At 44.7% G+C, this 26,609-nt stretch carries 16 protein-coding genes and 2 tRNA genes; 6 read left to right on the top strand and 12 right to left on the bottom strand.

Annotation, left to right across the window (positions count from 1 at the left end):
* Positions 1-144: 144 nt before the first annotated feature.
* Both HN980_06030 and HN980_06035 read right to left on the bottom strand, forming a co-directional pair.
* The gene (locus HN980_06030; GenBank protein ID MBT6929031.1) at positions 145-1,182 is read right to left on the bottom strand and encodes a 23S rRNA (adenine(2503)-C(2))-methyltransferase RlmN; all 1,038 of its coding nucleotides are present in this window, start codon (positions 1,180-1,182) and stop codon (positions 145-147) included.
* Between the two features lie 2 nt (positions 1,183-1,184).
* Positions 1,185-1,258 (bottom strand) — tRNA-Arg (locus HN980_06035).
* A gap of 72 nt (positions 1,259-1,330) precedes the next feature.
* On the opposite strand from HN980_06035, the gene recO reads away from it, so the two are divergent.
* Together recO and HN980_06045 are read left to right on the top strand one after the other, a co-directional pair.
* On the top strand, positions 1,331-1,975 hold the full coding sequence (gene recO, locus HN980_06040; protein ID MBT6929032.1) for a DNA repair protein RecO: 645 nt from the start codon (positions 1,331-1,333) through the stop codon (positions 1,973-1,975).
* Positions 1,976-2,381: 406 nt separating this feature from the next.
* Complete coding sequence (locus tag HN980_06045) at positions 2,382-3,422, top strand: class I mannose-6-phosphate isomerase (protein ID MBT6929033.1); 1,041 nt, start codon at positions 2,382-2,384, stop codon at positions 3,420-3,422.
* 284 nt (positions 3,423-3,706) lie between these two features.
* On the opposite strand, the gene HN980_06050 is transcribed toward HN980_06045, so the two are convergent.
* Genes HN980_06050 through HN980_06060 form a run of 3 tightly spaced genes read right to left on the bottom strand, consistent with a single transcriptional unit; the run spans position 3,707 to position 7,974 of the window.
* The gene (locus HN980_06050; GenBank protein MBT6929034.1) at positions 3,707-4,624 is read right to left on the bottom strand and encodes a glycosidase; all 918 of its coding nucleotides are present in this window, start codon (positions 4,622-4,624) and stop codon (positions 3,707-3,709) included.
* On the bottom strand, positions 4,593-5,654 hold the full coding sequence (locus tag HN980_06055) for a glycosyltransferase family 4 protein (GenBank protein MBT6929035.1): 1,062 nt from the start codon (positions 5,652-5,654) through the stop codon (positions 4,593-4,595). Before HN980_06055 ends, HN980_06050 begins: the two co-directional genes overlap by 32 nt.
* Before the next feature lies 1 nt (position 5,655).
* Positions 5,656-7,974, bottom strand: a complete 2,319-nt coding sequence (locus HN980_06060) for a glycosyltransferase (GenBank protein ID MBT6929036.1) — start codon at positions 7,972-7,974, stop codon at positions 5,656-5,658.
* A 196-nt stretch (positions 7,975-8,170) separates the two neighbouring features.
* Between HN980_06060 and HN980_06065 the strand changes: the two genes are divergently transcribed.
* A tRNA-Leu gene (locus HN980_06065) sits at positions 8,171-8,254 on the top strand.
* Between the two features lie 69 nt (positions 8,255-8,323).
* On the opposite strand, the gene HN980_06070 is transcribed toward HN980_06065, so the two are convergent.
* On the bottom strand, positions 8,324-8,791 hold the full coding sequence (locus HN980_06070) for a helix-turn-helix domain-containing protein (protein ID MBT6929037.1): 468 nt from the start codon (positions 8,789-8,791) through the stop codon (positions 8,324-8,326).
* 244 nt (positions 8,792-9,035) lie between these two features.
* Between HN980_06070 and HN980_06075 the strand changes: the two genes are divergently transcribed.
* Complete coding sequence (locus tag HN980_06075) at positions 9,036-10,925, top strand: PDZ domain-containing protein (protein MBT6929038.1); 1,890 nt, start codon at positions 9,036-9,038, stop codon at positions 10,923-10,925.
* Here HN980_06075 and HN980_06080 read toward each other — a convergent pair.
* Both HN980_06080 and HN980_06085 read right to left on the bottom strand, forming a co-directional pair.
* Positions 10,922-11,350, bottom strand: a complete 429-nt coding sequence (locus HN980_06080; GenBank protein MBT6929039.1) for a hypothetical protein — start codon at positions 11,348-11,350, stop codon at positions 10,922-10,924. The genes HN980_06075 and HN980_06080 overlap by 4 nt on opposite strands.
* Positions 11,317-12,123, bottom strand: coding sequence for a hypothetical protein (locus HN980_06085; GenBank protein MBT6929040.1), 807 nt, complete (start codon positions 12,121-12,123; stop codon positions 11,317-11,319). The genes HN980_06080 and HN980_06085 overlap by 34 nt, the downstream gene beginning before the upstream one ends.
* Before the next feature lie 237 nt (positions 12,124-12,360).
* On the opposite strand from HN980_06085, the gene HN980_06090 reads away from it, so the two are divergent.
* Positions 12,361-13,863: a glutamate--tRNA ligase gene (locus HN980_06090; GenBank protein MBT6929041.1), complete on the top strand. Its 1,503-nt coding sequence runs from the start codon at positions 12,361-12,363 to the stop codon at positions 13,861-13,863.
* Here the strand turns inward: HN980_06090 and HN980_06095 are convergent.
* Together HN980_06095 and HN980_06100 are read right to left on the bottom strand one after the other, a co-directional pair.
* Positions 13,857-16,064: a heavy metal translocating P-type ATPase gene (locus tag HN980_06095; protein ID MBT6929042.1), complete on the bottom strand. Its 2,208-nt coding sequence runs from the start codon at positions 16,062-16,064 to the stop codon at positions 13,857-13,859. The two genes, HN980_06090 and HN980_06095, sit on opposite strands and share 7 nt — an antisense overlap.
* 248 nt (positions 16,065-16,312) lie before the next feature.
* The gene (locus tag HN980_06100; protein ID MBT6929043.1) at positions 16,313-19,072 is read right to left on the bottom strand and encodes a pyruvate, phosphate dikinase; all 2,760 of its coding nucleotides are present in this window, start codon (positions 19,070-19,072) and stop codon (positions 16,313-16,315) included.
* 147 nt (positions 19,073-19,219) lie between these two features.
* Between HN980_06100 and HN980_06105 the strand changes: the two genes are divergently transcribed.
* Positions 19,220-20,365: a sulfite reductase gene (locus HN980_06105; GenBank protein MBT6929044.1), complete on the top strand. Its 1,146-nt coding sequence runs from the start codon at positions 19,220-19,222 to the stop codon at positions 20,363-20,365.
* A 58-nt stretch (positions 20,366-20,423) separates the two neighbouring features.
* Here HN980_06105 and HN980_06110 read toward each other — a convergent pair whose 3' ends face one another.
* Positions 20,424-22,538: an ankyrin repeat domain-containing protein gene (locus HN980_06110; GenBank protein ID MBT6929045.1), complete on the bottom strand. Its 2,115-nt coding sequence runs from the start codon at positions 22,536-22,538 to the stop codon at positions 20,424-20,426.
* A gap of 138 nt (positions 22,539-22,676) precedes the next feature.
* The gene (locus HN980_06115) at positions 22,677-26,510 is read right to left on the bottom strand and encodes a hypothetical protein (protein ID MBT6929046.1); all 3,834 of its coding nucleotides are present in this window, start codon (positions 26,508-26,510) and stop codon (positions 22,677-22,679) included.
* Between the last annotated feature and the right edge of the window lie 99 nt (positions 26,511-26,609).

Genomic DNA, 26,609 nt, shown 5'->3' on the forward strand with positions numbered 1-26,609 from the left:
GTTCAATGTTCAATGAAAACGGGGGTTCGGGGGTGTCCCCCGACAATATGGTTTTCTCTCTTTGAGGCTTTTTTTTTCTCCGTGAACTCCGTGGCTCCGTGGTAAAAATTCCTATTCCTATCCTACGAACGGCTCTGTAAACACTCAAAGAGCTGTCCTTTTATTTCCAAGCTGTCCGCATGCTGCCATGATAGCATCGCCTTTTCTCTGGCGTACTATTGTGATATATCCGTTTTTGTGGAGTCGTGAGGCGAAAGCCTCTACGGCTTTATTTTCGGGGGCTTCGAAGCTTTTTATCGTATGGTCGTTATAAGGGATGACATTGATTTTCACGTCGAGGCCCCTAAGGTATTCTGCTAGGGCATCGGCATCTTCTTTGGTATCGTTAACGCCTTTGATGAGAACGTATCCTATAAGGACTTTACGCTTGGGCGCGCTGTTGCAATATTCTTCTAATGCTCGGTATATCTCCGCCATGGAATATTTCGCTGCTACAGGCATAAGGTTCGCCCGTAAAGCGTCGTTAGCAGCGTTAAGTGAGACGGCAAGGTTCAGCGACGGTGGCGCATCTTCGATAAAACGGTATATCCCTTCGACATCTCCGCATGTTGATACGGATACATTTTTCGCTCCGAAGGCAAGGCCTCCCTGGTCGATGAGAACTTCTACTGCCTGCATGACAGCATCGTAGTTGTCGAAGGGCTCACCCATCCCCATGAAGACGATATTTTTTATGTCGTAGCCATAGACGACTTTGGCGAGGAACGCCTGTGATACTATCTCTTCCGTCGTGAGGTTTCTGATAAGACCCATACGCCCTGTCTGGCAGAAGGCGCAGTGCATCCTGCATCCCACCTGTGATGAGATACATAAAGTTTTACCAGAAGTCATAGGAACTACTACGCTCTCGATTTTTTTGTCGTCGTGGGTTTTGAAGACAATCTTTACGGTATCGCCTTCTTCGTGTTTCTCGTCGAGGGATAATGTTGTAGTGTCGGTATTTTCGACGATCTCTTTGAGAAGGTCGCCTGTCGCAGAGGTAAATGCCGGGTTTTTACCGTCGAGGGTCCCTTCGCGGAGAAATTCGCGGTATAGCAGTGAGGCGTGGCGATGTCCGCGTCCTAATAGCGACGACATCTTCTGTGCGTATTGATATTGTGTAAGGTTTAGCGGGGAGAACATATTGCACCGAAGAGGACTCGAACCTCTAACCACCTGGTTCGAAGCCAGGTACTCTATCCAATTGAGCTATCGGTGCTTAATACTTAGATAGGCATCTTACCATCATCGTCCTTTTTCAAAAAGGATAAAATCGTGTACCATATTAACCATGAACGCAGAAAAACACCGCGTCGAGGGGATAACGATACATTCCTTCGACTTCAAAGAATATGACAGGATTATCACCGTCTTCTCGTCGGAGATGGGTGTGATATCACTTATCGTCAAGGGCGCCAACAGGCGTAAAAAGGGTACTGCTTCGGCATTGGCAACGCCGCTATCGTGTGGGGAATTTATCTTTTCTGCCGGGAAAGGCGATCTCTTCACATATCATGATGGGACGATATACGACCAATTCCTTTCCCTACGCAATGATTTCGATACTCTTGATGCCGCCGGCGAGATGCTTAAGATAGTAAAAAGTTCTCTACTTCCAATGAAACCTTCGCCACTGTTATATCTTCTACTTAAGACCTTTCTCTCGGGGTTCGGCGGCTCAGAAAATCCCCGCGCTGTCCTTGTAAGCTTTATATTGAAAGTATTATGCCATGAAGGCCTTCTTTCTATAGACCCCGAAATTCCTTATATCCAATGGCTTCGCGATAACGGCAACAGTGAAATCCCTTTCTCTGAAGACGAATACGACACCATCCTATGCCTTGCTTTGTCAAGGTCGCTGCAGCAGATATCTTCTCTTCATGTGCCCAAAAACTTCGAAGATAAAGTTAAGGCGTTATTAGCTTATAATTATTAGCGTTTAGCGCTTAAGAAGTTCGGAATTCGGAATAGGATTTTACCACGGAGAGCACGGAGAACCACAGAGTTTTCACAGAGAGCGCTTTACATTGAACAATTATCAATGATCATTGAACATTGCTCCGAACTCCGAACCCTGAACTTTTATAGTTCACCATTTACCGTTCACAGTTTACCGTTTAAAAAGGCACTGCCGTGTCCTGGTAAAAGGGATAGCGTTTAGCGGATAGGAGGACGAAACGGAGGCTTTCCTTGTGTGCAGGGAAAGGAATGGACTTTTCTTTCCTTGCGCACAAGGACAGGAATGGGCATTTGTTTCCTTACGCGCAAGGAAAGAAAAAGATTGTCTTCTTACGGTATAAGATTATATAAGGAAATCCGTTATATTATAATATGGTGTGTATATGGAAAATATCTCTGAAAACTCTCCTGACCATCCTGAGTTTATTGCTATGGTCGACCATATCCTTGCTCCTCGTTGTGATAATTTCACTCCTCCTGAAAGGACGCCGTGGGGCGGCACTGAGATCGTTGAAAGCTACAAGAAGCACCTAGGCATCAAAACCGAAGATATTGTCGGTGAATCTTGGGAGCTTTCGGGGCATCCTAGCTTTCCAAATACATTCCTCTGTGACGATTTGCAGGTTTCTCTGACTGAGCTGGAAAATCTTTTCTCCGACAAGCTTTATGGCGAAGGCATAACTTCTATGCCTTTCTTGGTGAAGCTCCTAAATTCCAGAAAGAATCTTTCTGTACAGGTACACCCTAAAGACGGAGACTTTGTCGACAAGCCTTCCAAAACGGAGGCTTGGTACATCCTTGCTGCAGAAGAGGGCGCAGGGATATATTTAGGTCTTAAAGAAGGCGTCACTAAGGAAGAGTTCGAAGAATGTATGCGCAGCGGCGAAGATGTTAGCGTATTTCTTAACTTCGTCGAGGTGCATCCCGGCGACGTATATTTCATTCCTGCAGGGACACTACACGCTATAGGGTCAGGGATAACGTTGCTAGAAGTACAAGAGACTTCGGAGTCGACATTCCGCGCATACGACTGGGGGCGCCTCCAAGATGACGGCACGCCGCGGCAGTTACATTACGACGAGACTATCGTTTCAACGACATGGGACGGTCTCCGTGGTGATGATCTCGTGTCATCGCTGAAGAAAACCCCTGTCGCTATCGATGATATCGTTGAAAAGCTTATCGACGCTGAGGAGTTCAAAGTCAACAGGCTTACGATATCTTCAGGACACGAATATCTCGGCGACACATTAGCGGGAATACAAGGATTAACAGTTGTAGAGGGCACCGTAGAAGTCTTTGCGAGTAAAACATCTGAAGGCTTTTTTACCAAAGGTCAATCATTTTTGATTCCTGCTACCATAAAGACGTATTCTGTTAAAGCGGCCGTCAGCGAAGCCGTCGTCATACTGACGACAGCGTAGCAATACCAATCGCGAATAGAAACTGCACAAATTCATCCACCAAAGGAGAAGAAGCTTCTACCACGAAACCTTGGATAGCGCATAGTTACAACATAGAGCATAGAGTTTCGAAACTCCGAACTACGAACCGGAATTTTTACCACGGAGCCTTTTCATTGAACAATGATCAATGATCAATGAACAAGGTAAAAAAACTTACTTTTATTGATAATTGATAACTGATAACTGATAATTGAAAAGGTTCCGTGGTAGAAAATTCCTATTCCGAACTCCGAACTAATAGACTACAGAGCCTCTCTTGGCGACGCAAAGGCATGGTCGACGAGGTCGTCGATCTTTGCTGTGCCTGCGCACATGACGGTATCGGCACCTCCCCAGTAGAGTTTTATTGTGCCATCGTCTTCGGGGACAGCTCCGCAGGTGAATACGACGTTAGGGACATATCCGGTACGTTCCCAAGGGTCTTCGGGTTCGAGGATCCAGTTGTCGCCTATGGCGAGGACTTTTGCTGGATCGTTGAGGTCATGGACAGCGACGCCTAGGCGGTATACGCTTCCTGCCATCGTCGGGAATACGCCGTGGTATATACTTAGCCATCCTTTTTCTGTCTTTATCGGTGGTGCTCCTGGGCCTATCTTCATCTCGTCCCAATGGTATTGTTTTGGAAGCATAGCGATTTCAGAGTCGCCCCAATATATAAGGTCGTTGGAGTATGACGCCCATATTGCCCACGGGCATATATCGGTATGGTGTCTGTCGAGGCGGGCGTATCTGCCATTAATTTTCTCTGGGAAGAGAACGAAATTCCTGGCGTCGGGATGTGATATATATGATATGCGCTCGAGAGTCTTGAAGTCATCGGTTTTGGCAAGACCAATACGTACGCCATAACGCGAGTATGCGCTATATGTTATATAAAAAGATCCTTCGAGGAATGTTATCCTAGGGTCTTCGACGCCATGTTCTTCGTAGGTGCCTTCTCCTGTCATGAAAGGCTCTGGTGCTGCTGTGAAGTTGAAGCCATCGTCGCTGGTGGCGAGACCTATTATGCTTCTGCCATTGTGCAGGTGCGACCTGAAGAGCATATAGTATATGCCTTCGTGTTTTGTTACGCCGGCATTATGTACCGTCGACACCTGATAAGGTATATCATCTTTTGTTAGGATAGGGTTATTTTGGTATCTCGTTATAAGATCTGGCATGTCGGCCTCCTTGGCGTCTGAAAATTTCATGGTAGACTTTTTCATAATTTTCTACCATAACATCCAAGGAAAAATTTTGTTCTACGCGGTCGCGGCATGCTTTTCGGGAGATTGTATCGATCTTATGTATCGCTGCGACGGCGTCATCGACATCTTCGACGACGAATCCTGTGGTGCCATCGGCGACGACTTCTCGGCAAGACCCTCTGTCGAGAGCTATTACCGGAACTCCTACCGCCATAGCTTCTGCCATGACGAGCCCGAACCTTTCTGGCAAGGTGTTGAGGTGTAGCACTGCAAGAGCTTGAGCTAAAAGCTCTTCGCGCTCGCGAGGGCCTACAGGCCCGACATACTGTATCTGTTTACCATCGATATGGGGTTTCACCATTGTCGTGAAGTATTCTTCATCTTGGATGATGCCAGCGATGAGAAGCTCCATTCCGGCTTTTTTTGCTGCCTCGGCAGCTAGGTGTACGCCTTTATCGGGGTGTATGCGTCCTAGGAATACGAGCTTATCACCGGACTTTTCGTTGTATGTAAAGTCTTTTAGGTCGATGCCGTTGTATACCGTATCGACATATTCGAGGCCGGGGTCTCTGTCGGAGTCGCTGATGGAGACGAAATATGAGGTGTCACGGTATTTGTGATACGCCGGCAGAATCTTCGGCGACGAGAAGCCATGGATGGTGGTGAGCATCGGCGTATCGATAAGACGCGAATATGTCAGTGGCAGAAAATCATAATTATTATGGATGAGGTCATATTCGCTGGCGCGTTCCATAACTTCGGAGATATGAAGACATTCCGATACTTTTGGGTCTTGCTGTCGGTCTTCTTCGTAGCTTTTATCGACGGCGGATACGAGGTTCGCCTTGGTGATGGAATCCCCTGTAGCGAAAAGCGTGACGTCCCACCCGCGACGTACGAGACCTTCGGTGATATTGCTAGCGACGGTCTCCCATGCGCCATACTGTCGCGGCGGCGTGCGCCATGCACATGGCGACAAGACGGCGATACGTTTCGATGCCATACTACACCTCCACAATGTTTTCCATGGTGTTTTTATTTTTTTCTGGGATCTCTTCTGGGAAGAAGACATCGCTTGGCAAGGTATGAAGTTTCAACAACGCGAGGAACCATGCCAACGTCGATTCTGCACCTTGGTTTCTGTTGGGCCCTGTAACCTGAAGTCCATCGCAGCACCCTCCTGTTATAGGGTCGTACAGTGGAACCTGCAGGTCGTTATATCCCAAGAACCATCTGAAGCATCGTGATGCTTCCGTCACCCACTTTCTATCTTTAGTAACGCGATATGCTTCGACACATGCTTCGACGAGAGCTCCTGCATCGATAGGCTGCTGATCAAAGCGTGCGCTTTTCTTTTTGTTTCTCTCTTTCCATCCAGCATTTCCTACTATCGTTATATGTCCTTTTTCGCTGGTCTGTATATCGAGAAGCCACTGCAAAGATTTAAGCCCTGCTTTTATCATAGCGTCGTTTTCTAGTCCTTTCCCTGCTACAAGCAAAGCCTGTGGGAAGCGTGCGTTGGCATATGTTAAAATGTCTTCAAACCACGGCCAATCTTCTGAAGCATTACCTTCATAAAGGCCATACAATTTTTTCGCCAAAGTTTTTCTCATACCTTTTACGAAAGCGTCGCCACCAAAACGGCGCAGATAAACTTCTATGCCGATAAGTGCGAACATCCAGCTTCGTGGCGAAGAAAATTTCTCTACGGCAGGAAGTCCATCGACGAAGAAACATGCCGCAGGTCTTGTGATATCGTCGCTTAATGACGACGATGCCACGACACCAAGGCTCCATAATGCTCTACCGTGGGAGTCTTCACTGCCGGCCTTTTCAAGCCACTTTCTGTCGTACGAAAGGAAGTTCCTGAAACGTCCTACTTTGTCGTCGAAAGCTGCGTGGATGAAAGAGATGTAATTTCTTACTAGTGGCAGGACGTTATCATCTTTATAAATGCCATAATGGTTCGATACCGCTATCAATGCCCTTGCGTTATCATCGACACAATACCCATGGAATCTGTTAGGTATGGAATATGTGGCGTGCTGGAATATCCCTGTGTCGTCTGTCATAGCATATATATATCGAAGGTCTATCTTAGGAAGGGTCATCATGCCGTCAGTTACCTGTCCTTCAGTGTTCATTGTTCGCGGGTGCTGCCCCCTTTCCTCGAAAGCTTCCTGAAATATCTTAGCATAAGATTTCCCCACTGCAGACCATACCATGTCACGGCCTTGGTGGTATGCTTTTTTCCTTATAGAATGACGATGAACGGCATCATCGAGAAGATGGACGATATTCTCTGCGAGAGCTTTGCTGTCACCGAAAGGGAACAATATACCGCGCCCTTCAGCGAGAAGCTCTTCGGCGTGGCGGTATGGTGTCGAAACTACTGGCTTTCCGGCGCCGGCGGCATACGCCAGCGTCCCTGATGTTATCTGCTCGGCATTATGGTATGGCGTTACGTAGACATCAGCGCTTCCTATGTATTCGCATAGTTTCTCTAGGGAGACGAACTCATCGACGAAGATGACATTGTCTTCGAGGCCTAGCTCTTTTGTGAGAGCAACGAGGCTTTCGCGATATTCTTCGCCGTGGTCGCGCTTAACATGTGGATGTGTCTTCCCGAGACATATATATACGGCGCGCGGATGTTTTTTCACGACATCAGCCATTGCCTTTATGGCAACTTCGATACCTTTTCCTGAAGATAACAATCCAAAGGTAAGGATAACATCGCGTCCTTCGACGCCGAAGTTGTCTTTGTAGTAGTTGGGGTCAATAAACGAGACGTCTGGTATGCCGTGTGGTATCATAGCGAGCTTCGTATCAGGGATGTCGTATACTTCTTTGAGGATCTTCTTAGCATATTCCGTCATAACAACGACCTTACTAGACAGCTGTATTATCTCTTCTGTAACTCTACGCTGATCGTCGTTAGGATGTGACAGAACGGTATGCATATTTGTTATTATAGGCATATGGAGGTCGCGCATCATCTCGAGGAGATGTTCTCCAGCAGCGCCACCATAGATACCATATTCATGCTGGATAAGGACGACTTCGGTGTTGTTGTAGTTCATATAGTCGGCGACGCTAGCGTAGTCTTTGGCGACATCATCACGAAGCTGTAGCCTAACCATCTCGGGGTACGGATACCCTTCGACGACGTCGTCCATAGCAACGGCGTATACACGATCAGCGCCCATCTCTGCGGCCATACATTTACATGTGTCTTCAGTAAACGTCGCAATACCACACATCCGCGGCGTGTAATTTCCGATGACAGCGATCTTCCCGAGGGCAAGACTTCGATACTGCATCCTGTGCATCGCCATGCTTTTGCTTCTTGCATTTTTAGGCATCGTCATCTATCTCCTTTATTTAACCAATGTTTGTGATATATCCTCTTACCACAGCAAACAATACCACGGAGTCATCGTTATTGGCAATACATACAATCCGGCAGAATTATAACTTGTTAATATTTGTGTTTTTTTGGTAAGATATGTGTTCTTCGCGGAAGTGGCGAAATTGGTAGACGCGCTATCTTGAGGGGGTAGTGACTTAATTGTCGTGGGGGTTCGAGTCCCCCCTTTCGCAATCTATAGATAAAAAAAAAGCCGAGGTTATTAAGACCTCGGCTTTTTTATTTTCATGTATTATAAAAAATTAGCTTACTTTGCTTTTCTCTTCTACAGAACCTTTTTCAAGATAACTTTTGCGGTACTCTTCGATAGCGTCAGTATGGACAACCCATGCTGCACCACAACGATGAGCTTTCATGATGCCAGCGCGCGTAGCATAATATATCTTCTGCGCAGGGACTTCGAGCATTCTTGCAACTTGATTTATAGAATAATACCCTTTTCCGTTGTCGAAAAGAAGTTCTCCATTATAGACAGACTTCGTTCTAGAATATTTATTCTTACGATACTCTTCAAGATCAGCGAGGTCAATAGTCCAACGCGTAGTCTTCTTAGTAGCCTTAAGCTTCTTAAGCTTAATAGCAACATAGATAGCTTGGCGCGTAACATTGTTGAGCTTCGCAGCTTCGGTGATTGACAATATCTTATTTTCAACCTTTTGAGTACACCCTTCATCGGCACACATCTTTTCTACCTCATTATATTCAGGCATACTGTTCTCCTTGTTATTATATTATATAATTTTTAAAATATATTTTATGTTGTTTATTACGTTTTAGTTTATATTATATGTAAAAACAAAAAGATTATTGCATATAAACATAATTAAAACAAGTATTTTCTATATATTACTAAAAATTTTCTTCTTACTGAAAAATGTGGTTTTTCAAAAAAAATGATGAAATTAAGGGATCTGGTGAGCTATTGTTTCATTCTTCGCAATCACGGGCTATAATATGTTTCGTCGCGTTCTTTATTTTTTGTTATTTTGCTGTTCTTTAGAGGGTGGCTTCCCTGCTATTGACGGTGATATTGTATGTTCTAAGGTCTCTGATATTGCTTCTGCGCACATGAAATATGACTGTATTAACGAGGAGCTTATTTCTCGTGCTTTTTTAAATTTCATTGACGACCTTGATCCTTTGAAGTGTTATTTCATCCGTTCTGACATTGAGCGCTGGCTTTTGCCGTCGTCGGAACTGCTTCGTTCTGCTGTACTCGACTACAATAGTGGTGATTTCTCTTCTTTTGAGGAGATTTTCTCTATTATGTCCAAGGCCATAGAGCGTCGTTCGAGCTTTGCTATTGATGATATCGAGGGTATTATTCCAGAATCGCTAGGTTCTGATTTTTTTCATCGTCTTGACTGGGCTGATGATGAGGGTGCTCTTTGTGAACGCATTGCTTTTGTCCGTGATTTGGAGCTTCGTGCTGCAGAAGGTTTTGGTGACGAAGGGGGGCGGCGTGCTCTTGCACGCATTGCCAAGAGGCGACGATTTCATGAAGATGATATCCTTAACGATAATATCGTTGAGCGTATCAGGTATTTTTTCACTACTGTTTTGAAGGCTTTAGCGTCTTCTTTCGACGCTCATACGATGTATTTCACCCCTGCCGAGGCGCAGCAGCTTCTCATCGACATCCAGCAGCGCATTTTTGGAATAGGCGTACAGATTCGCGATGACCTTGATGGTTTTACTGTTACCGACATCCTCGACGAGGCGTCAGCGGCATTCCAAGACCTTGTTGTTGGCGACAGGATCGTCGCTGTAGACGGTATTTCTGTTGTCAAGATATCTATCGAAGAGCTTGCTGATCTCATCCGCGGCGAGAAGGGTTCCGAGATTATTCTTACCGTCGTCCGCGATGGTGTTGATGGAGACTTCGACGTCGCCATAACAAGAGAAGAGTTTATTATCCCTGATGCCCGCATTGAGACTTCTTTCGAGCCTTTCGGTGATGGAGGCATTGCCGTAATAAAGCTTCATAGTTTCTACCAAGACCCTTGTTTTTCTTCTGCCGGTGATATTTCTGCTGCTATAAAAGAGTTGAACCTTTCTTATAAACTATCAGGTGTTGTCCTTGATCTTCGTGGTAATGGCGGCGGACTTCTTTCACAGGCGATAGCGGTGTCAGGACTTTTCATAACGCAGGGTGTCGTTGTCTCTGTAAAAGACAGCGAAGGCATGATATCGCGTTTTCGAGACTTCTCAGGAAAGGTTTCATGGGACGGCCCTCTTATCATCGTCACTGACAGGCTTAGCGCTTCGGCGTCGGAGATAGTGGCGCAGACGCTCCAGGATTATGGTCGCGCTATAGTTATTGGCGACGACCACACCCTCGGAAAAGGAACCTTTCAAACTTTTACCGCCGACGACTCCCAAGAGGGCGTCATCTCCGCCGAAGGAGAATATAAGGTAACGCGAGGGATGTATTATACTGCCTCGGGGAGGAGCCCTCAGCTTACCGGCGTCATCCCCGACATCGTCGTCCCCGGTATTTTCGCTATGCGTCCCATCGGCGAGAAATATGCGAAGTACCCCATTAGCAACGATATTATTGTTCCTTCTTTTGATGACGACATGGAAGACCTTCCTTTTCTTCAGCGCAAACGCATATCGAAGATTTACTCGTACAACATCCAGAAAAAGCTTACCACCTACACCTATCATCTTGCTACATTGCATAATAATACCATGAAGCGCTTAGAGAACAACAACCGATATAAGATGTTCCTAAAAGACCTTTCCTCTGGCGACAGCATCTCTTCAGGCTCTGAAGATTTCCAGCTTGCCGAAGCGCTAAACATCACCAAAGATCTTGTTGTTTTATGCAATGCCGACTAGAGAAAAGCAGCAAAACTCGGAACTTTCATAAAAGCCGGCTTAGGAAATAATGAAGCAGAGCCTTTTTTTGGCTCTATTGTTATAGGACTTTTCAAACGTTTATAGTGTTGTAATTTTTCTTTGCACTTATCAAAAACGCTCTGCGCCACAACAGGACAATAACCTTTAGGTGGGTTTTCAAGAAAAGTACTGAACTGCTTGATCGCTGACTCTCTGTCATATAACGTCCATGCTTTATATATCTTGCGAGCTTCTTTAAGAGCATCTTTTTCTTTACCTTTCTCCAAATTTTCTATAGAAAACATCGCACAAAAAATCAATGCAAAAAACGTCGTCTTTGTGCTAGCCCAGGAACAATTTCCAACGCTCTGACCTTTTAATCTATGAGTTGTTATTTTCGCAAAAAGATTCTTATCAATACCCATATTACAAATATGCTCTGTAACTTCTTGTGTCTTTTTTTCCGAAGCCTCTTCGAAAGCAAATAGTTAATAATCTCTTCGAGATTACTTCTATCTATCATCGTATATACTTGTAAACCCGGATCTAGATGTAGCTTCTGATCATGATTGCTGACGACAATCTTACCACCCCGATTACATATTATAAGATAGTCTTTAAAAATCGCCGCCATAATAAGGTGATTTTTTAGATAAACAGGCAATATCACCGGTTTCGTTTTAGACAGCTCTAATATTTTTGAAGTGTCGCGTTGAATATCACGAAAAGCCTCGAAAAGCTCTAAAGTCTTTTTTACATCTTCATCTGTAAAGGAAAAGGCCTTTTTCGTCTCTTCTTCTTGGAAAAAATTTGCTGCCGAGCTGTGCAAGGAATCAAATATAATATTTCTAAACTTACTGCTAAATCCTTCCATAGATATCGTTCTATCACCGGATTTCTCTCCTCCTTCTAAAGAAAAACGATGTGACATCAGCTTAACAGAAAGTGCAAACGATGAAGAAAACGGCAGTAATCGCAAAGGGTCATACAAACCTATTATTGCGTCAGTAAAAATTTTCTTTATAATAGGTATTATTCCCAAAGCGCGCTCTTTGATAGCAGAAAATTTACGTTGGCAAAGAAGCACCGGAAAAGAAGCTGCTAGAATGACGCCCTGAATCATAACATCTATAGCCGCAAAAAACGGCGTGGCGACAGCGATAACTCTCGTCACAACGTCTTTTTTAATAAATTTCATGAAACCCTTGCTATCTGTTGCCGCTAGCGCTTCTATAGGAGATCGAACATACACTTCAATACAAAGCATATCTGCGGGTTTTATGATAAAAGGCATCTTTTTTCCTTAAATGGTTTAATATCAAGATATTATTATACCATACAATTAAATTTTTGTCAATAACTGGTTGTATATATTAGCTTTCGGCGTTATAATCTCGAGTCATAACAAAAAACACTACCATCGCAGGTTTATACTATGACAGTACGAGTACGTATCGCACCTTCGCCTACTGGCGACCCACATGTTGGAACGGCATATATGGCGTTATTCAACCTTATCTTCGCCCGTCACAATAAGGGTGACTTTATTTTGCGTATCGAAGATACCGACCAGAGCAGAAGCAGGGCAGAATATGAGGAAAACATCTATAAAGCCCTAGAATGGTGTGGTATTGAGTGGGACGAAGGTCCTGACAAGGGCGGCGACTACGGCCCGTATCGGCAGTCAGAGCGTCTGGACATATACCAAAAGCATTGCCAAAAGCTCATAGACGATGGCAAGGCCTACAAATGTTTCTGTACAGCGCAAGACCTTGCGGAGATGCGCGAAGTCGCACGAGGGCGTGGTGGCAGACAAGGATACGACCGTCGTTGCAGGAACCTCAGCGCCGAGGAGATCGCCGACAAAGAAGCTTCCGGCACACCTTATGTCGTACGTCTAAAAGTCCCTCTTACTGGCGAATGTGTCTATGAAGATGCCATAAAAGGAAGAAGCACATGCCCATGGGCTGACGTCGATGACCAAGTTCTTCTCAAATCTGACGGCTTCCCAACATACCACCTTGCCAACATCGTCGACGACCATCTTATGAAGATAACACACGTCATCAGAGGCGACGAATGGATGAGTTCTACACCGAAACACGTCCTCCTTTACGAAGTCTTTGGGTGGGAGCCTCCTGTCTTCATGCATATGCCTCTACTTCTCGGCACCGATGGCAAGAAGCTGTCGAAGCGTAAAAACCCTACCTCGATATTCTACTACCGCGATACCGGGTATCTCCCTGAAGCTTTCATGAACTTCCTCACCCTTATGGGCTATAGCATGCCCGACGACAAAGAGATATATTCTTTAGAAGATATCTTCAAAGCCTTCGACACCAAAAGAGTCGGCGTCTCTGGTGCCGTCTTCGACGTCAAGAAGCTCGACTGGCTCAACCAGCAATATATCATCAACGACATCCCCGAAGGCAGTCTATGGGACCGTATCAAAGGCTGGGGATTTTCCGACGAAGCCATGGCGAAACTTATGCCATTATGTCATACGCGGATGAAGACCTTCAGCGAGTTCATCGAGCTTTGCGGATTCTTCTTCACAACACATATCCCATATTCCGAGGAGCTGCTATGTCCCAAAAGCCTCTCTCCAGAACAATCGTGTTCCATGATGTATGAAATGATATGGCATATGGAAAAAAACGAAGACTGGGGATCTTCAGGGATAGAAGCCGCCTCGAAAGCTGCCGCAGAGCATTTCGAAGTCAACCATAAAAAGGTCATCATGCCTATCCTCTTCGCCGCCATCATGGGGAAAAAACAGGGACTCCCAATGTTCGGCTCCGTAGAAGTCCTCGGTAAAGACAGGGCTCGCGCACGACTTCTCCTCGCCATAGAATTCCTCGGTGGACTCTCTAAGAAAAAGATCGACAAACTCAAAAAGTCTTGGGACCGCGGGGAGACAATGATCAATGATCAATGATCAATGTTCAATGTTTTTAGGCTGTTGGCGTTGAAGACTACGCTGATGGAGCTTCCTGCCATAGCGATCTCGGCGATGACGGGATGCATAAGTCCTAGTATTGCCAGTGGTATCGCGGCGATATTATATCCATAGGCCCAGAAAAGGTTCTGTCGTATTTTTTTGAACGTCGCCTTAGAAAGTTTTATCGCTTGTACTACTGCCATAAGGTTTCCGCTGACAAGGGTGACGTCGGAGGACTCCATAGCGATATCAGTTCCTGTCCCTAGCGCTATCCCGACGTTAGCCTGTTTCAGTGCGGGAGCATCGTTGATGCCGTCGCCTACCATAGCGACGAGGCCGAACTCTTTTTGGAGCGTTTTGATTTCTGCGACCTTGCCATCGGGAAGAACTTCTGCAAGGACGCGTGTTATTCCGACTTTTTTTGCTATCGCTTCAGCGGTACTTTTGTTATCGCCAGTTATCATAACGGTAGCAATTCCCATCTTTGTAAGCTCTGCTATAGCATTGACGGACTCTTCTTTTGCGGTATCTGCGACGGCGATGACGCCGGCGATTTCATTATTGACTGTTATCAGCATCGCTGTCTTCGCATCTTTTTCAAGAAGGGACATCGTTTCATCGGCTTTGGTGTTTTTTATAAGTTTCCGCGAGCCTACGCTGATCTTAGTATCTTCGATAACGCCTGATACACCTTTCCCTGGGATGGCTTCGAACTGTGAAGGGTATGATAGTTTAATGCCTTTGTTTTTGGCGTCGGCGACGATAGCTGCAGCGAGAGGATGTTCCGACCCGGACTCCACACTAGCGGCAAGTCGCAGGAGTTCATGTTGATCTATTTCCGACATGGTGATGATGTCTGTGACTTCTGGAGAGCCTTTTGTAATCGTCCCTGTTTTGTCGAAGACGATGGTATGTACATCTTTCAGCGTCTGTATCGCAGCGCCAGCCCTGATAAGTATGCCGTGCTCTGCGCCCACACCAGTCCCTACCATTAGCGCTGTAGGCGTTGCAAGTCCAAGGGCGCAAGGACATGCTATCACCAAAACCGATATCGTCGAAAGCAGTGCTAGCGTTACTATGCCATGATCTATGTTTATCCATGGTATTACATTCTGCGCTCTGCTAGCTATGATATTTAATGTCGCAGGGAAAAGAACCCAGCTAAGGAATGTCAGTACTGCTATAACAAGGACTGTAGGGACGAAAATCCCGGTAACTTTATCGGCGAACTCTTGGATTGGGACTTTAGACCCTTGGCATTCCTCTACCATCTTTATTATCTGTGAAAGGAAGGTGTCTTTACCGATTTTTGTAGCTCTGACCTTCAGAAGCCCTTGCTGGTTTATTGTAGCGCCGATAACATCATCACCAATTTTCTTGCTTACTGGGATGGATTCTCCTGTCGCCATGGATTCGTCGATAGCGCTAGCGCCTTCAATGATTACGCCGTCGGTGGGGATTTTCTCTCCAGGTTTCACTATCATTATATCGTCGACCACGACGTCTTCTATTGGAATCTCTCTTTCTTCGCCTTCTACTAATACCCTTGCTGTCTTCGCTCCTAGCTCTAGGAGTTTTTTTATCGCCTCAGAAGCGCGTCCTTTTGCTTTGGCTTCGATATATCTCCCTGTTAGGTGGAAAGCCATTATCATCGCGGCGACGCCGGCATAGTTAGATATTTCTAAGAACAGAGTAGCGATTCCTGTGGCGTACGAAGCTCCTGTGCCAAGAGCGATGAGAACGTCCATATTGGTTTTGCCATGGACTATCGACTTCGCCGCAGATTTAAAGGTGTCAAGTCCTACTCCGAAAAGCACTGTCGACGACAATACCAGCACAATAATATCGTAGCCAGGAATTGTTTTTCCTAAAAACATCTCTATAAGCATCAATAGTATTACTGGCGCTGTTATGCACCACGCCCAAAACATTTTTTTGTTGGCCTGTAGCATAAGCCGTTCTTCTTCGTGATCTTCGTTTGAACCTTCGTAAAGCTTTGCTTTGTAGCCAACATCGTTGACGGCTTTAATAATGGCGTCTTCAGTAGTACGCGAAGGGTCGAAAGTTACTGTCGCTTTTTTTGTGGCGAAGTTTACAGAGGCCTCGACGACGCCATCGCAAGCTTTCAGCGCCTTTTCAATAGTCTGCGCACACGATGCACATGACATCCCTTCTAAAGTGAATATCTTCTTTTCCATAGTCTGTCCTTTTATAACTCATCTTACGCACCACTCTTGCTTTATTGGCGTGCTGCAAGGGCGATCTGCTGCGTATTTCTCCTCGCCCAGCTCTATATGAGCTTGGCTCGTCGGAATACTTGCATCTCATCCCTTTCGCTACACCACTAAAGCAAGATTAGCGCGTAAGGTGAGTTTGTAAAAAAATGCCCTATTCATCGGTATAATGAATAGGGCATAAAAATACCAAGCTCAAAATTGATCATTGATCATTGATCTTTGAGCAATACTGCGTGTGCTGCTGCGAGGCGTGCTACGGGAATACGGTATGGCGAGCATGACACGTAGTCAAGGCCAAGGGCATCGCAGAATATCACAGAAGAAGGCTCTCCGCCGTGTTCTCCGCAGATACCGCATTTGAGTCCGTCTACGGCATTGCGTCCGCGTTCTACTGCTATCTTCATAAGTTCTCCTACGCCGTCCTGGTCGATAGCCTGGAACGGATCTTCTTGGAACATACGTATTAGTGCATCTTTATTACGTGGATCTTCAACGCCACTGACATATGTCGGTATGAATTTCCCTGCATCGTCGCGGCTGATTCCTAGCGTTGTCTGTGTCAGGTCATTGGTTCCGAAGCTGAAGAACTCTGCGCCGCCTTCGGCGATACGCCCTGCTACTATTGCAGCACGCGGAAGTTCTATCATCGTACCCACGAGATATTCTATCGTCTCGCCTTTCTCTTCGAAGACTTCTTTTGCTGTCTCATCGATTAGAGCTTTCTGATGGACGAACTCGTTCTTCATACAAACTAGTGGCACCATAATTTCTGGTATGACGGTCTTACCTTCGCTTTTCACCTCGATGGCGGCTTCTATTATAGCACGAGCCTGCATCTTAGTAAGGCTTGGGTACATAACGCCGAGACGGCACCCTCTGTGTCCGAGCATAGGGTTCGTCTCTTGTAGTGCTTTCGTCATATCTTTTAGCTCTTCGAAACTCATCCCTATAACATCAGCGACGGTCTTTATCTCTTCGTCGTTATGAGGCATGAACTCGTGGAGTGGAGGATCTAGGAGGCGTATCGTCACTGGAAGTCCGTCCATAGCTCTGAAGATACCGATGAAATCGCCCTTCTGATATTCCAGAAGATTGTCGATAGCTTCTTTACGTTTCTCATCGCTTGTGCTGAAGAACATGCGTCGCACGTCGTTGAGGCGCTCTTTTTCCATGAACATATGCTCTGTACGGCATAGCCCTATACCTTGAGCGCCGAAGGCTCTGGCGACGTCACAGTCGTGTGGAGTGTCGGCGTTGGTACGTACTAGGAGTCTGCGGTATTTGTCAGCGCTCTCCATGATGGTGGTGAATTCTTTATATACGGCACCTTTTTTTGCTTCTTCATTGCCGTCGACAAGGGCTTGTATAACCGAAGAAGGGTGTGTTTCTAGTTTGCAGAAGAATACCTCTCCTGTTGACCCGTCGATGGAGATCTGGTCTCCTTCTTTTAATACGCGTTTTCCAGCGACAACGGTTCCTGCTTCTTCGTTTATTGTTAGCGCTCCACATCCCGCTACGCAAGGTTTTCCCATGCCGCGAGCTACAACGGCGGCGTGGCTTGTGCTTCCGCCACGTGCTGTAAGGATCCCTACTGCTGCTACCATTCCTGGGAAATCGTCGGGGCATGTCTCGTCTCTTACGAGGATACATATCCTTCCGGCTTTTTCTACTTCTATAGCTTTTTCCCACGAAAGCACTATCTCTCCTGATGCTGCGCCAGGGCCAGCGTTGAGGCCTTTTGCTACCATGTCATCATGAGCTTGGATCTTCTCTTTGTCGTCGAAGATAGGAGCAAGAAGCTGTACTAGCTGGTTGGGATCGACACGAAGCAGTGCTGTCTTTTCATCGATAAGCCCTTCTTCGAGCATCTCTACCGCCATACGTATCGCTGCGAAACCCGTACGTTTCCCTATACGTGTCTGTAGCATAAACAATCTGCCATCGTCGATGGTAAACTCGATGTCTTGCATGTCTTTGTAGTGCTCTTCGAGCTTCTCGACAATCTCGTCGAGTTCTTTATACATCTCGGGCATCTCATCTTCGAGGCACGAAAGGTCTGACCCCATAATTTTCTTCTGGTTTAGATTTATAGGGTGTGGCGTCCTTGTCCCTGCGACGACCTCTTCACCTTGAGCGTTGATGAGGTATTCTCCGTAGAAATGTTTGTCGCCGGTAGCAGGGTCGCGGGTGAATCCTACGCCAGTAGCGGAGTTTGGACCTTTGTTTCCGAAGACCATCGTCTGAATGTTTACCGCTGTGCCCATATTATCAGGGATGTTATTAACCTGACGGTATACTATAGCACGATGTCCGTTCCAGCTGCGGAACACTGCTTCTACTGCGGTGAACAGCTGCTCCCAAGGATCTTGAGGGAAATCTTCGCCGATGTGTTCTTTATAGACTTCTTTGAAGGCAGCTACTGCTTTCTTGAAACCTTCGACGCTGACGTCGGAGTCGGTATCAACGCCTTCTTCTTTCTTTATCTCTTCGAATTTCTCTTCGAAGTTGTTTTTATGAACTTTTCTTACGACGTCGCCGTACATCATAATAAAACGGCGGTAGTTGTCGTATGCAAGCTTCTCGTTGTCAGTGACTTTTGCGAAGCCAACGACGGAGATATCGTTAAGACCTAGGTTAAGGACGGTATCCATCATCCCCGGCATTGATATCGGAGCTCCAGAACGTACTGATACAAGAAGAGGATTGTCTTCACTGCCGAACGTTGCGCCCATCTTTTTTTCTACGAGGGCAAGAGCTTCTTTTGTCTGCTCCTCCATGCCTTCTGGTGATTCCCCTTTATTTTTCATATAGCTGCGGCATGTTTCGGTGGTAATGACAAGTCCTGGAGGGACCGGCAATCCTAAAGACGTCATCTCTACGAGGTTTTTACCTTTTCCGCCGAGAAGGTCTTTATCCAAAGGTGCGATTTCTTCTCCTACACCAAAAGAATATACATATTTTTCTGTCATTACATTGTCCCCTGCATTTTTTGATTTTTAAAAATTTTCCTGGCCTGGTTCTTTTTTGTTCTAGGGTCAGGCTTGCGTCTTTTATTGACTTTACTCAGTTTTTCCCATACGATACGATAACTAATATTAACAAAGCAACATAAGACTATGACGAAACAACAACACACAAGAACATCACCATTCATTGCGCTTCTCAAAGAGCGTTATAGCCTTACCAAAGAAGGTTCGAAGAAAAACGCTAGCCACCTTGTCATAGACATCAGCGGCTCCGAGATGGAATACTCCCCCGGCGATAGCGCCGCCGTCATCGCCAGCAACGACCCTGCCATCATAGACAAAACCCTCGCGGCTTTACACGCTTCCGGCGAAGAAAACATCACCGCCAAGAAGTCCGGCGAAACCCTTACCATCGGCGAATACCTTACAAAACACGTCACGATAACACGCCTTACACGCTCTTTCGTCACTCTCGCCGCAGAAAACACCACAGACGACACCGCCAAAAAAAAGCTCTCAACCCTACTTCTTCCCGACAACAAAGAAGCCTTCCAAAATCTTATCGACACCTACCATTTCTGGGATTTCCTCGAAGAACACCCTATAACCCTCTCCCTCCAAGATTTCTGCAACACGCTACTGCCTCTATCACCACGCCTATATTCTATAGCCTCATCGAAAGACGCCGTCGGCGAAGAGATACACCTCGCCGTCGCCCTCGTAAAATACAACACCAACGACCACCATCGCTATGGCGTATGCTCGCACTACCTCTGTGAACTAGCGCAGCTCAATGACAGAATTTCTCTCTATATTCAGAAAGCCCATAACTTCACCGTCCCAGAAAACCCCAATACCGACATAATAATGGTAGGCCCCGGCACAGGAGTAGCTCCTTTCCGCGCTTTCATACAAGAACGCATCCACACCAACGCCCCCGGAAAAAACTGGCTCTTCTACGGCGATTGGACAGAAGAAAACGATTTCTGCTACGGAGAATATTGGAAAGAACTCGAAGCCTCAAAAAAACTACGCCTCGACACCGCATTCTCCCGAGACCAAGACTACAAGATATACGTACAACATAAGATCCTAGAAAATGGCGCAGACATCTGGAAATGGCTTCAAGGCGGCGCGCACTTCTACGTATGTGGCGACGCAAAGTATATGGCCAAAGATGTCAGCGCCGCCCTCCACAACATCGCCATGGAACATGGCAACCTCTCCGACGAAGAAGCCAGCCAATACTTCATCGACATGAAAAAATCAGGTCGCTACCAACAAGACATTTATTAAAAAGTTCAGAGTTCGGAGTTCGGGGTTCGGAGCTTTTTCATTGCGCATTGATAACTGGTCACTGATCACTGGTCACTGATTTCGCTCCTGCTGCGCGTAAGAGATCGGCGATTTCTGTGTGACCTTTTGACAAAGCCAATGCAAGAATCGTCCTGCCAAAAACAGTTCTATTAACATCGGCACCTTTTGCTAATAAATCCGATACTATTTTCATATGACCATTTGCAACAGCAAAAAAGAGAGGAGTAGTAGCCTCCGTTTCAGGAGGGTCTGCTTTCGCCCCGGCGTCCAACAAAGCTTTCACCATTATCTCGTCGCCTTTCCTCACAGCAGTGTCAAGAGGTGTTTCGCCCATAAATTTTTCGTTAACATCAAAACCTTTTTGTATTAAATGCTCAACCATGCCTAGATGCCCTGTTTCCACTGCCCAAGTAAGAGGCTTCGAAAGAAAAGGGTCGCTGAAAACATCTTCTCTGTTGTCTTGTAAACTAAGCAAAGCATCAAAAAGTTCTATGTCACCATTTTTCATAGCAGTATCAAAAACATATTGTCTATCTTCATCTTGTATCTTAGCCCCTGCGACCACCAACTTCCTTACAACGTCTAGCCTATTGTTTTGTTTAGCAATACTAATTGGAGAGGTGTGATCAGAGCTATCATTAAGTTCAATATCAGCTTCATGATACAATTTTGCGGCCTCGGCTTTTATTATAGGCATATCTTCTTGAGCGATGACTTCCATTCCCAACGTTATGCGATCCTGCTCTGGAAAGGTCTCTGCAGCAAGCCGTTTAACAAGGGCTCTAACACCGCTCTCCCTATTGGATTCTGATATATTAATGGGCCGCTGACGATAGCAACTATTAGGATCATAGAAAAAGCATTTTCCCTCTCTGCAAAAAATGCCTACAGCATGTTCGCCTGTAGAAATCTCCAAAAATTTCGGTTTTTCAACATCGACAGATAAAATTGTATCCAATGTCTTTACAAGGCCCTCGTATTCTTTCGTCTTGGCATTTTTAGGAAATGTCGCCGCAAAATACAGCTGCGACGAAAGGGAACGGATTTCTTGCCTATCCGAAAGAAAAGATAGCGTTTCTATCGGACGTGTCTGCCTTTCTTCTGTTAACGGAAGTTGAAGATAAAACACATCATTACATAAACGCTCCAATTCTTTTTCCCTTTTAGTTAACATATCATGGCGCATTCCTGCCAAAGGTCGTGAGCTTTCAGGATCTGTTGAAATCGCCCCCGAAATACGTTTCCAAAAAGCATCTTCTTCGTCTAAAAACTGATAATAGCCGTACAACAAAGTAAGGCCGTAACATACTCCTTTTACTTCAATTTCCTTTTCCGGCGCTACATCTCTGCGCAAACGAATATAATGAAGCAGAACAGGGATTAAAAGATTTTGAGAGATAAGCTCACGACCGAAAAAATTTTCAAAAAGGTCGAAAGGTAAAATATTTTTCAATATCTTTAATTCATCTTCTGATACTGCTAGCTCAGTTCCTTCAAAAAGCAACAATTTGATTATATCGACTCGTTTATTTCTTATCGCGACAGTAAGCGGCATCTCGTCATCTTTGTTAGGAATGTCAACTTTTGCACCATACGTAAGCAAATTTTCTACGACATTTTTATTGCCTTCGCTAACAAAAACATACAACGGTGTATTTCCTTCTTCATCAACACTATTAACTTCCTTGTAATCCATAGGTATAACGTCAAGAATGTCCTTCAACGATTCTTCATCAATAGTTCCAGCATCTCTTTCTTTTGCAAAGAACTCACACGCCATCTTTATGCGCAAAACAACATCGCTGATATGTTTCAGCTCAGTTTTTATTTCATCATCATATATAAGAAACTCTATCTCTTCCTCTTCAGCTTTTCGTTTTTCTGCCAGAGCAAGAAATTTTCGGCAATGGAGCATATCTTCGACTTTTCTTAAGGCTTTTATTCCTTCACAGTCTTCATCATCGAGTTTTATGTTAAATACTCTTTCTAGAAGATTGTCACATGATATTTCTTCGACGCTGTCAGAAAGAGCTTGAGCTTTCAGCGTTGCTATAGTAGCGTCAATAGGTGCAAGGTCTGCTTTTGACGCTGCCCCTTGTTGTAGACTCCTAGCTTCCAGTGAAGATATAATATTACCGATTGCATCATCCATAAGATATTTTCCTTCTATCGTCATATGATATTTTATATATAAGAGTTTTAGCTATATGAAATCAAAGGTTGTTTTTGGAGATAGGAATCCGAAGCTTTTTCAATGAGCATTGATTTTGCTATACGCTATTCCTATACGCTATTCTTTCGCTCCCGCTGCGCGCAAGAGATCGGCTACTTCTGTATGACCATTTTTTAAAGCAACAGCAAGGGGTGTGTAACCATCGACGCTGGCTTTATTAACATCAGCTTTCGCTATGATTAGGGCTCTTACGACGGCTATATGATTGTTTAGAACAGCAACAAGAAGTGGTGTAAGGCCATCTTCATTTGCCTGATCAACCATGGCGTCTGCATCTAATAAGGCCTCCACAGTGGCTGTATGACCATTGTTTGAAGCAATAGCAAGGGGCGTAATACCATTTTTGTTGGGCGTATTAATATCGATGCCCTTTTCAATAGACTTTTTTATCAAAGCTCTTACAACATCTATATGACCATTCTGTGCAGCAATATAAAGCGGGGTAGTGCCATCTTCCATAGCCATATCAACAGTGGCGCCTGCTTCGAGTAAAACTTCTACATTGGCTATACTACCTCTCGCTGCAAAAGCCCAAAGAAATGTAGAGCCATCCTTTAATTTCCCATTAACATTGGCTCCTTTTTCTAACAAGACTTTTACAACATCTATATGATTGTTTATCACAGCAATAAAAAATGGCGTAAAGCCTTCTTCATTTGCCTGATCAACCGTGGCACCTGCTTCGAGTAAAGCTTTTACCACCTTTTCATGTTTTCCATATGCTGCAGCATAAAGTGGTGGAAACCCCTTCTTATTGAGCTGGTCTATCTTAGCACCTGCAGTAACAAGAGCTTCTACTGTTGCTATATGACCACTTTGTGCGGCAATATAAAGCGGTGTGGCACCATCATCAGTAGCCTGTTCAATATCTGCCCCTTTAGCAAGCAAGGCTCTTACTGCTTTTGCACGACCGTTTTGTGCGGCAATAGCAAGCAATGTAAAACCACCTCTCTGTGGGTCATTAATATTAGGTTTACCATGAGCAAACAACACTTCTATAACTTCTACGTGGCCATTCACTGCGGCAATAGCAAGCGGAGTGACGCTATTATCAGCAGCCCTATCAAATTCTGCCCCATTATCAAGCAAGGCTCTTACTGCTTTTGCACGACCGTTTTGTGCGGCAATATAAAGCGGAGTAACGCCATTATCATCAGCCTGATCAGGTTTAGCGCCTGCCTCTAGTAAGGCCTCCACAACGTCTACATGACCATTCTTTGCAGCAGCATAAAGTGGCGTAATTCCATTTTTTATTGGCTTATTAATATCGATGGCCTTTTCAATAGAAGCTTTTATCAAAGCTCTTACGACGTCTATATGATCATTCTGTGCAGCAATAAAAAGAGGGGTAGTACCGTCTTCCCTAGCCATATCAACCGTGGCGCCGGCTTCGAGCAAAACTTTTACACTAGCTATATTGCCTATTGCTGCAGAAGCCCAAAGAAATGTAGAGCCATCCTTTAATTTTCCATTAACATTGGCTCCTTTTCCTAACAAGACTTTTACAACATCTATATGATTGTTTAGCACAGCAATAAAAAATGGTGTAACGCCTTCTTCATTTGCTTGATCAATCGTAGCTCCTTTTTTTAGCAAGGCCTCTATAACGTCTACATGACCATTTTGTGCAGCAGCGTAAAATGGCGTGCGGCCATTATCTGCTACCTGATCAACAATAGCATCTGCATCTAGCAAGGCCTCCACAACCTCTATATGACCATTCTGTGCAGCAATATAAAGAGGTGTAGCTCCACTTTTCTCAGGCTTGTCAATCGTAGATCCTGCATCTAGCAAGGTCTTCACAACGTCTATATTACCCTCTTGTGCAGCAATATAAAGAGGCGTTTTACCCTTTTTGTCGGACTTATTAATATCGTTACCTTTTTCAACAAAATTTTCTATCAAGGCTTTTACAACGGCTATATGACCATTCTGTGCAGCAATATACAGAGGCGTTACACCCTTTTTGTTGGGCTTATTAATATCGATACCTTTTTCAACAGAATTTTTTATCAAAGCTTTTACAACAGCTATATGACCATTTTCTGCAGCAATATAAAGAGGTGTAGCTCCACTTTTCCCAGGCTTGTCAATCGTAGCTCCTGCATCTAGCAAGGACTTCACAACGTCTATATTGCCCTTTTGTGCAGCAATGTAAAGTGGCGTGCAACCATCGTCGCTTACCTCATCAACTGTAGCACCAGCATCTAGTAAAGCGTTTACCACTTTTATATGACCATTCTGTGCAGCAATCCAAAGTGGCGTAGCGCCACCTTTCGCGCGTTTATTGACTGCCGCTGGGTATTCATCTAAAAAGAATTTTACAGAATCTATATCGCCCTTGTTAGCGGCAATCCAAAGTGGGGTAAATCCATTATCGTCCTCTTTAAAGTCTATATTAGTCACGCTATATAATTCTTTAGCTTTAGCTTTTATTTCAGACAAATCTTCTTGGGCAATGATATTGATTCCTAATGTTATGCGGTCCTGTTGATCAAAGGTGGTAAATGCAAGATTTTTAACAAGCCATCGAATTCCCTGTTCCTGGTATGGAGGAGTTATATCAAAAGCCGGTGAAAAATATGTAGTATTTGAATCATAAAAGAAACATTCATTATTTTTATAAAAAATTCCTACAGCATGATCCCCTGTACTAAGAAATAGGAATTTCTGTTTCTTGGCATCGGCGAGCAAAATTGTAATTAATATTGTTACAAGGCCTTCAAATTCTCCTGTTTCGGTGTCACCAGGGAAGGTTGCTGCGAAATGGAGTTGAGAGGAAAGAGTTTTGATTTCGGTTTTATCTGAAAGAAAAGAAAGCTCTTTTGCTGGGGTTGATTGTCCTCCCTTTGTTAGGGGGGCCTGAAGATAAAGGATATCGTTACATAGCTGTTCTAGTTCTTTTTCATCTTCGCTTAAATCATCATAGCGTGTTTCCGCTAAAGACCGTGACATATCAGAATCTGTCGAAAGCGCGATCCTAATGCGCTCAAAAAAAACGTTTTCTTCGTCTAGAAACTGATAATAGCAATACAGTGTTGTAAGACCGTGGCACAGCCCTGTTATTTTATTTTTTTCTGATTCATCTTCCTTAGTCCATAATTCAGGATTCCGCAAACGAAGGTAATTTAATAATCGGGGAATTAAACGAGTTTGTGAAAAAAGGGAGGTGTCTTCAAGTATAAATAAAAGTTCTTTTGATATCTTAGGCTTTAAAATGTTTAGTGTTTTTTTCGTCGTTATCGCCCCATTACGAATCAGAACCTCTACTACATCCATTCTGCCCTGTTCAGCAGCGACATCAAGCGGTGTAGCATTATTTTCGCTAGCCTTATTAACGTCAGCGCCTTTTTCTAGCAAGGCTTTTACAGCTTCTATATTGCTATCTCTCGCAAAAATATAAAGGGGAGTGTTCCCCGTTTCATCACGATGGCTGATTTCTTCCTTAGTTATAGGTATTTCTTCAAGATGTCTTTGGATAGACGCTCTACCTTTTTCGGCGAATGTATATGCTGTTTCTATACGCAAACGTACATCGCTGATATGTTTCAATTCGGCAAGCTCTTCATCGGTATATGCGGTGAATTCTCTAGGCTCCTGCCCTTCGATTTCTCGTTTTTCTGCTATAGAAAGAAATTTTCGGCAATGGAGTATATCTTCGACTTTTCTTAAAGCCTGCATTCCTTCGCTGTCTTCAGCATCGAGTTCTATGTTAGATACTCTTTCTAGAAGCTTGTCACATGATATTTCTTCTGCGTCGCCAGAAAAAGCTTCATCTTTCAGCGTGGCTATAGTAGCGTCAATATGTGCAAGATCTGCTTTTGACGCTGCCCCTGGTTGTAGGCCCCTAGCTTCTAGCGAACTTATAATATTACCGATTCTATCATCCATAGAACATACGTCTCCTATCGTCATTTGATGTTTTATATATAAGAGTTTTAGCTATATGAAATCAAAGGTTGTTTTTGGAGGCCGAAATTTCGAAATAGG

The organism is Waddliaceae bacterium (assembly GCA_018694295.1).
In the GTDB taxonomy this organism is placed as follows: Bacteria; Chlamydiota; Chlamydiia; order Chlamydiales; family JABHNK01; genus JABHNK01.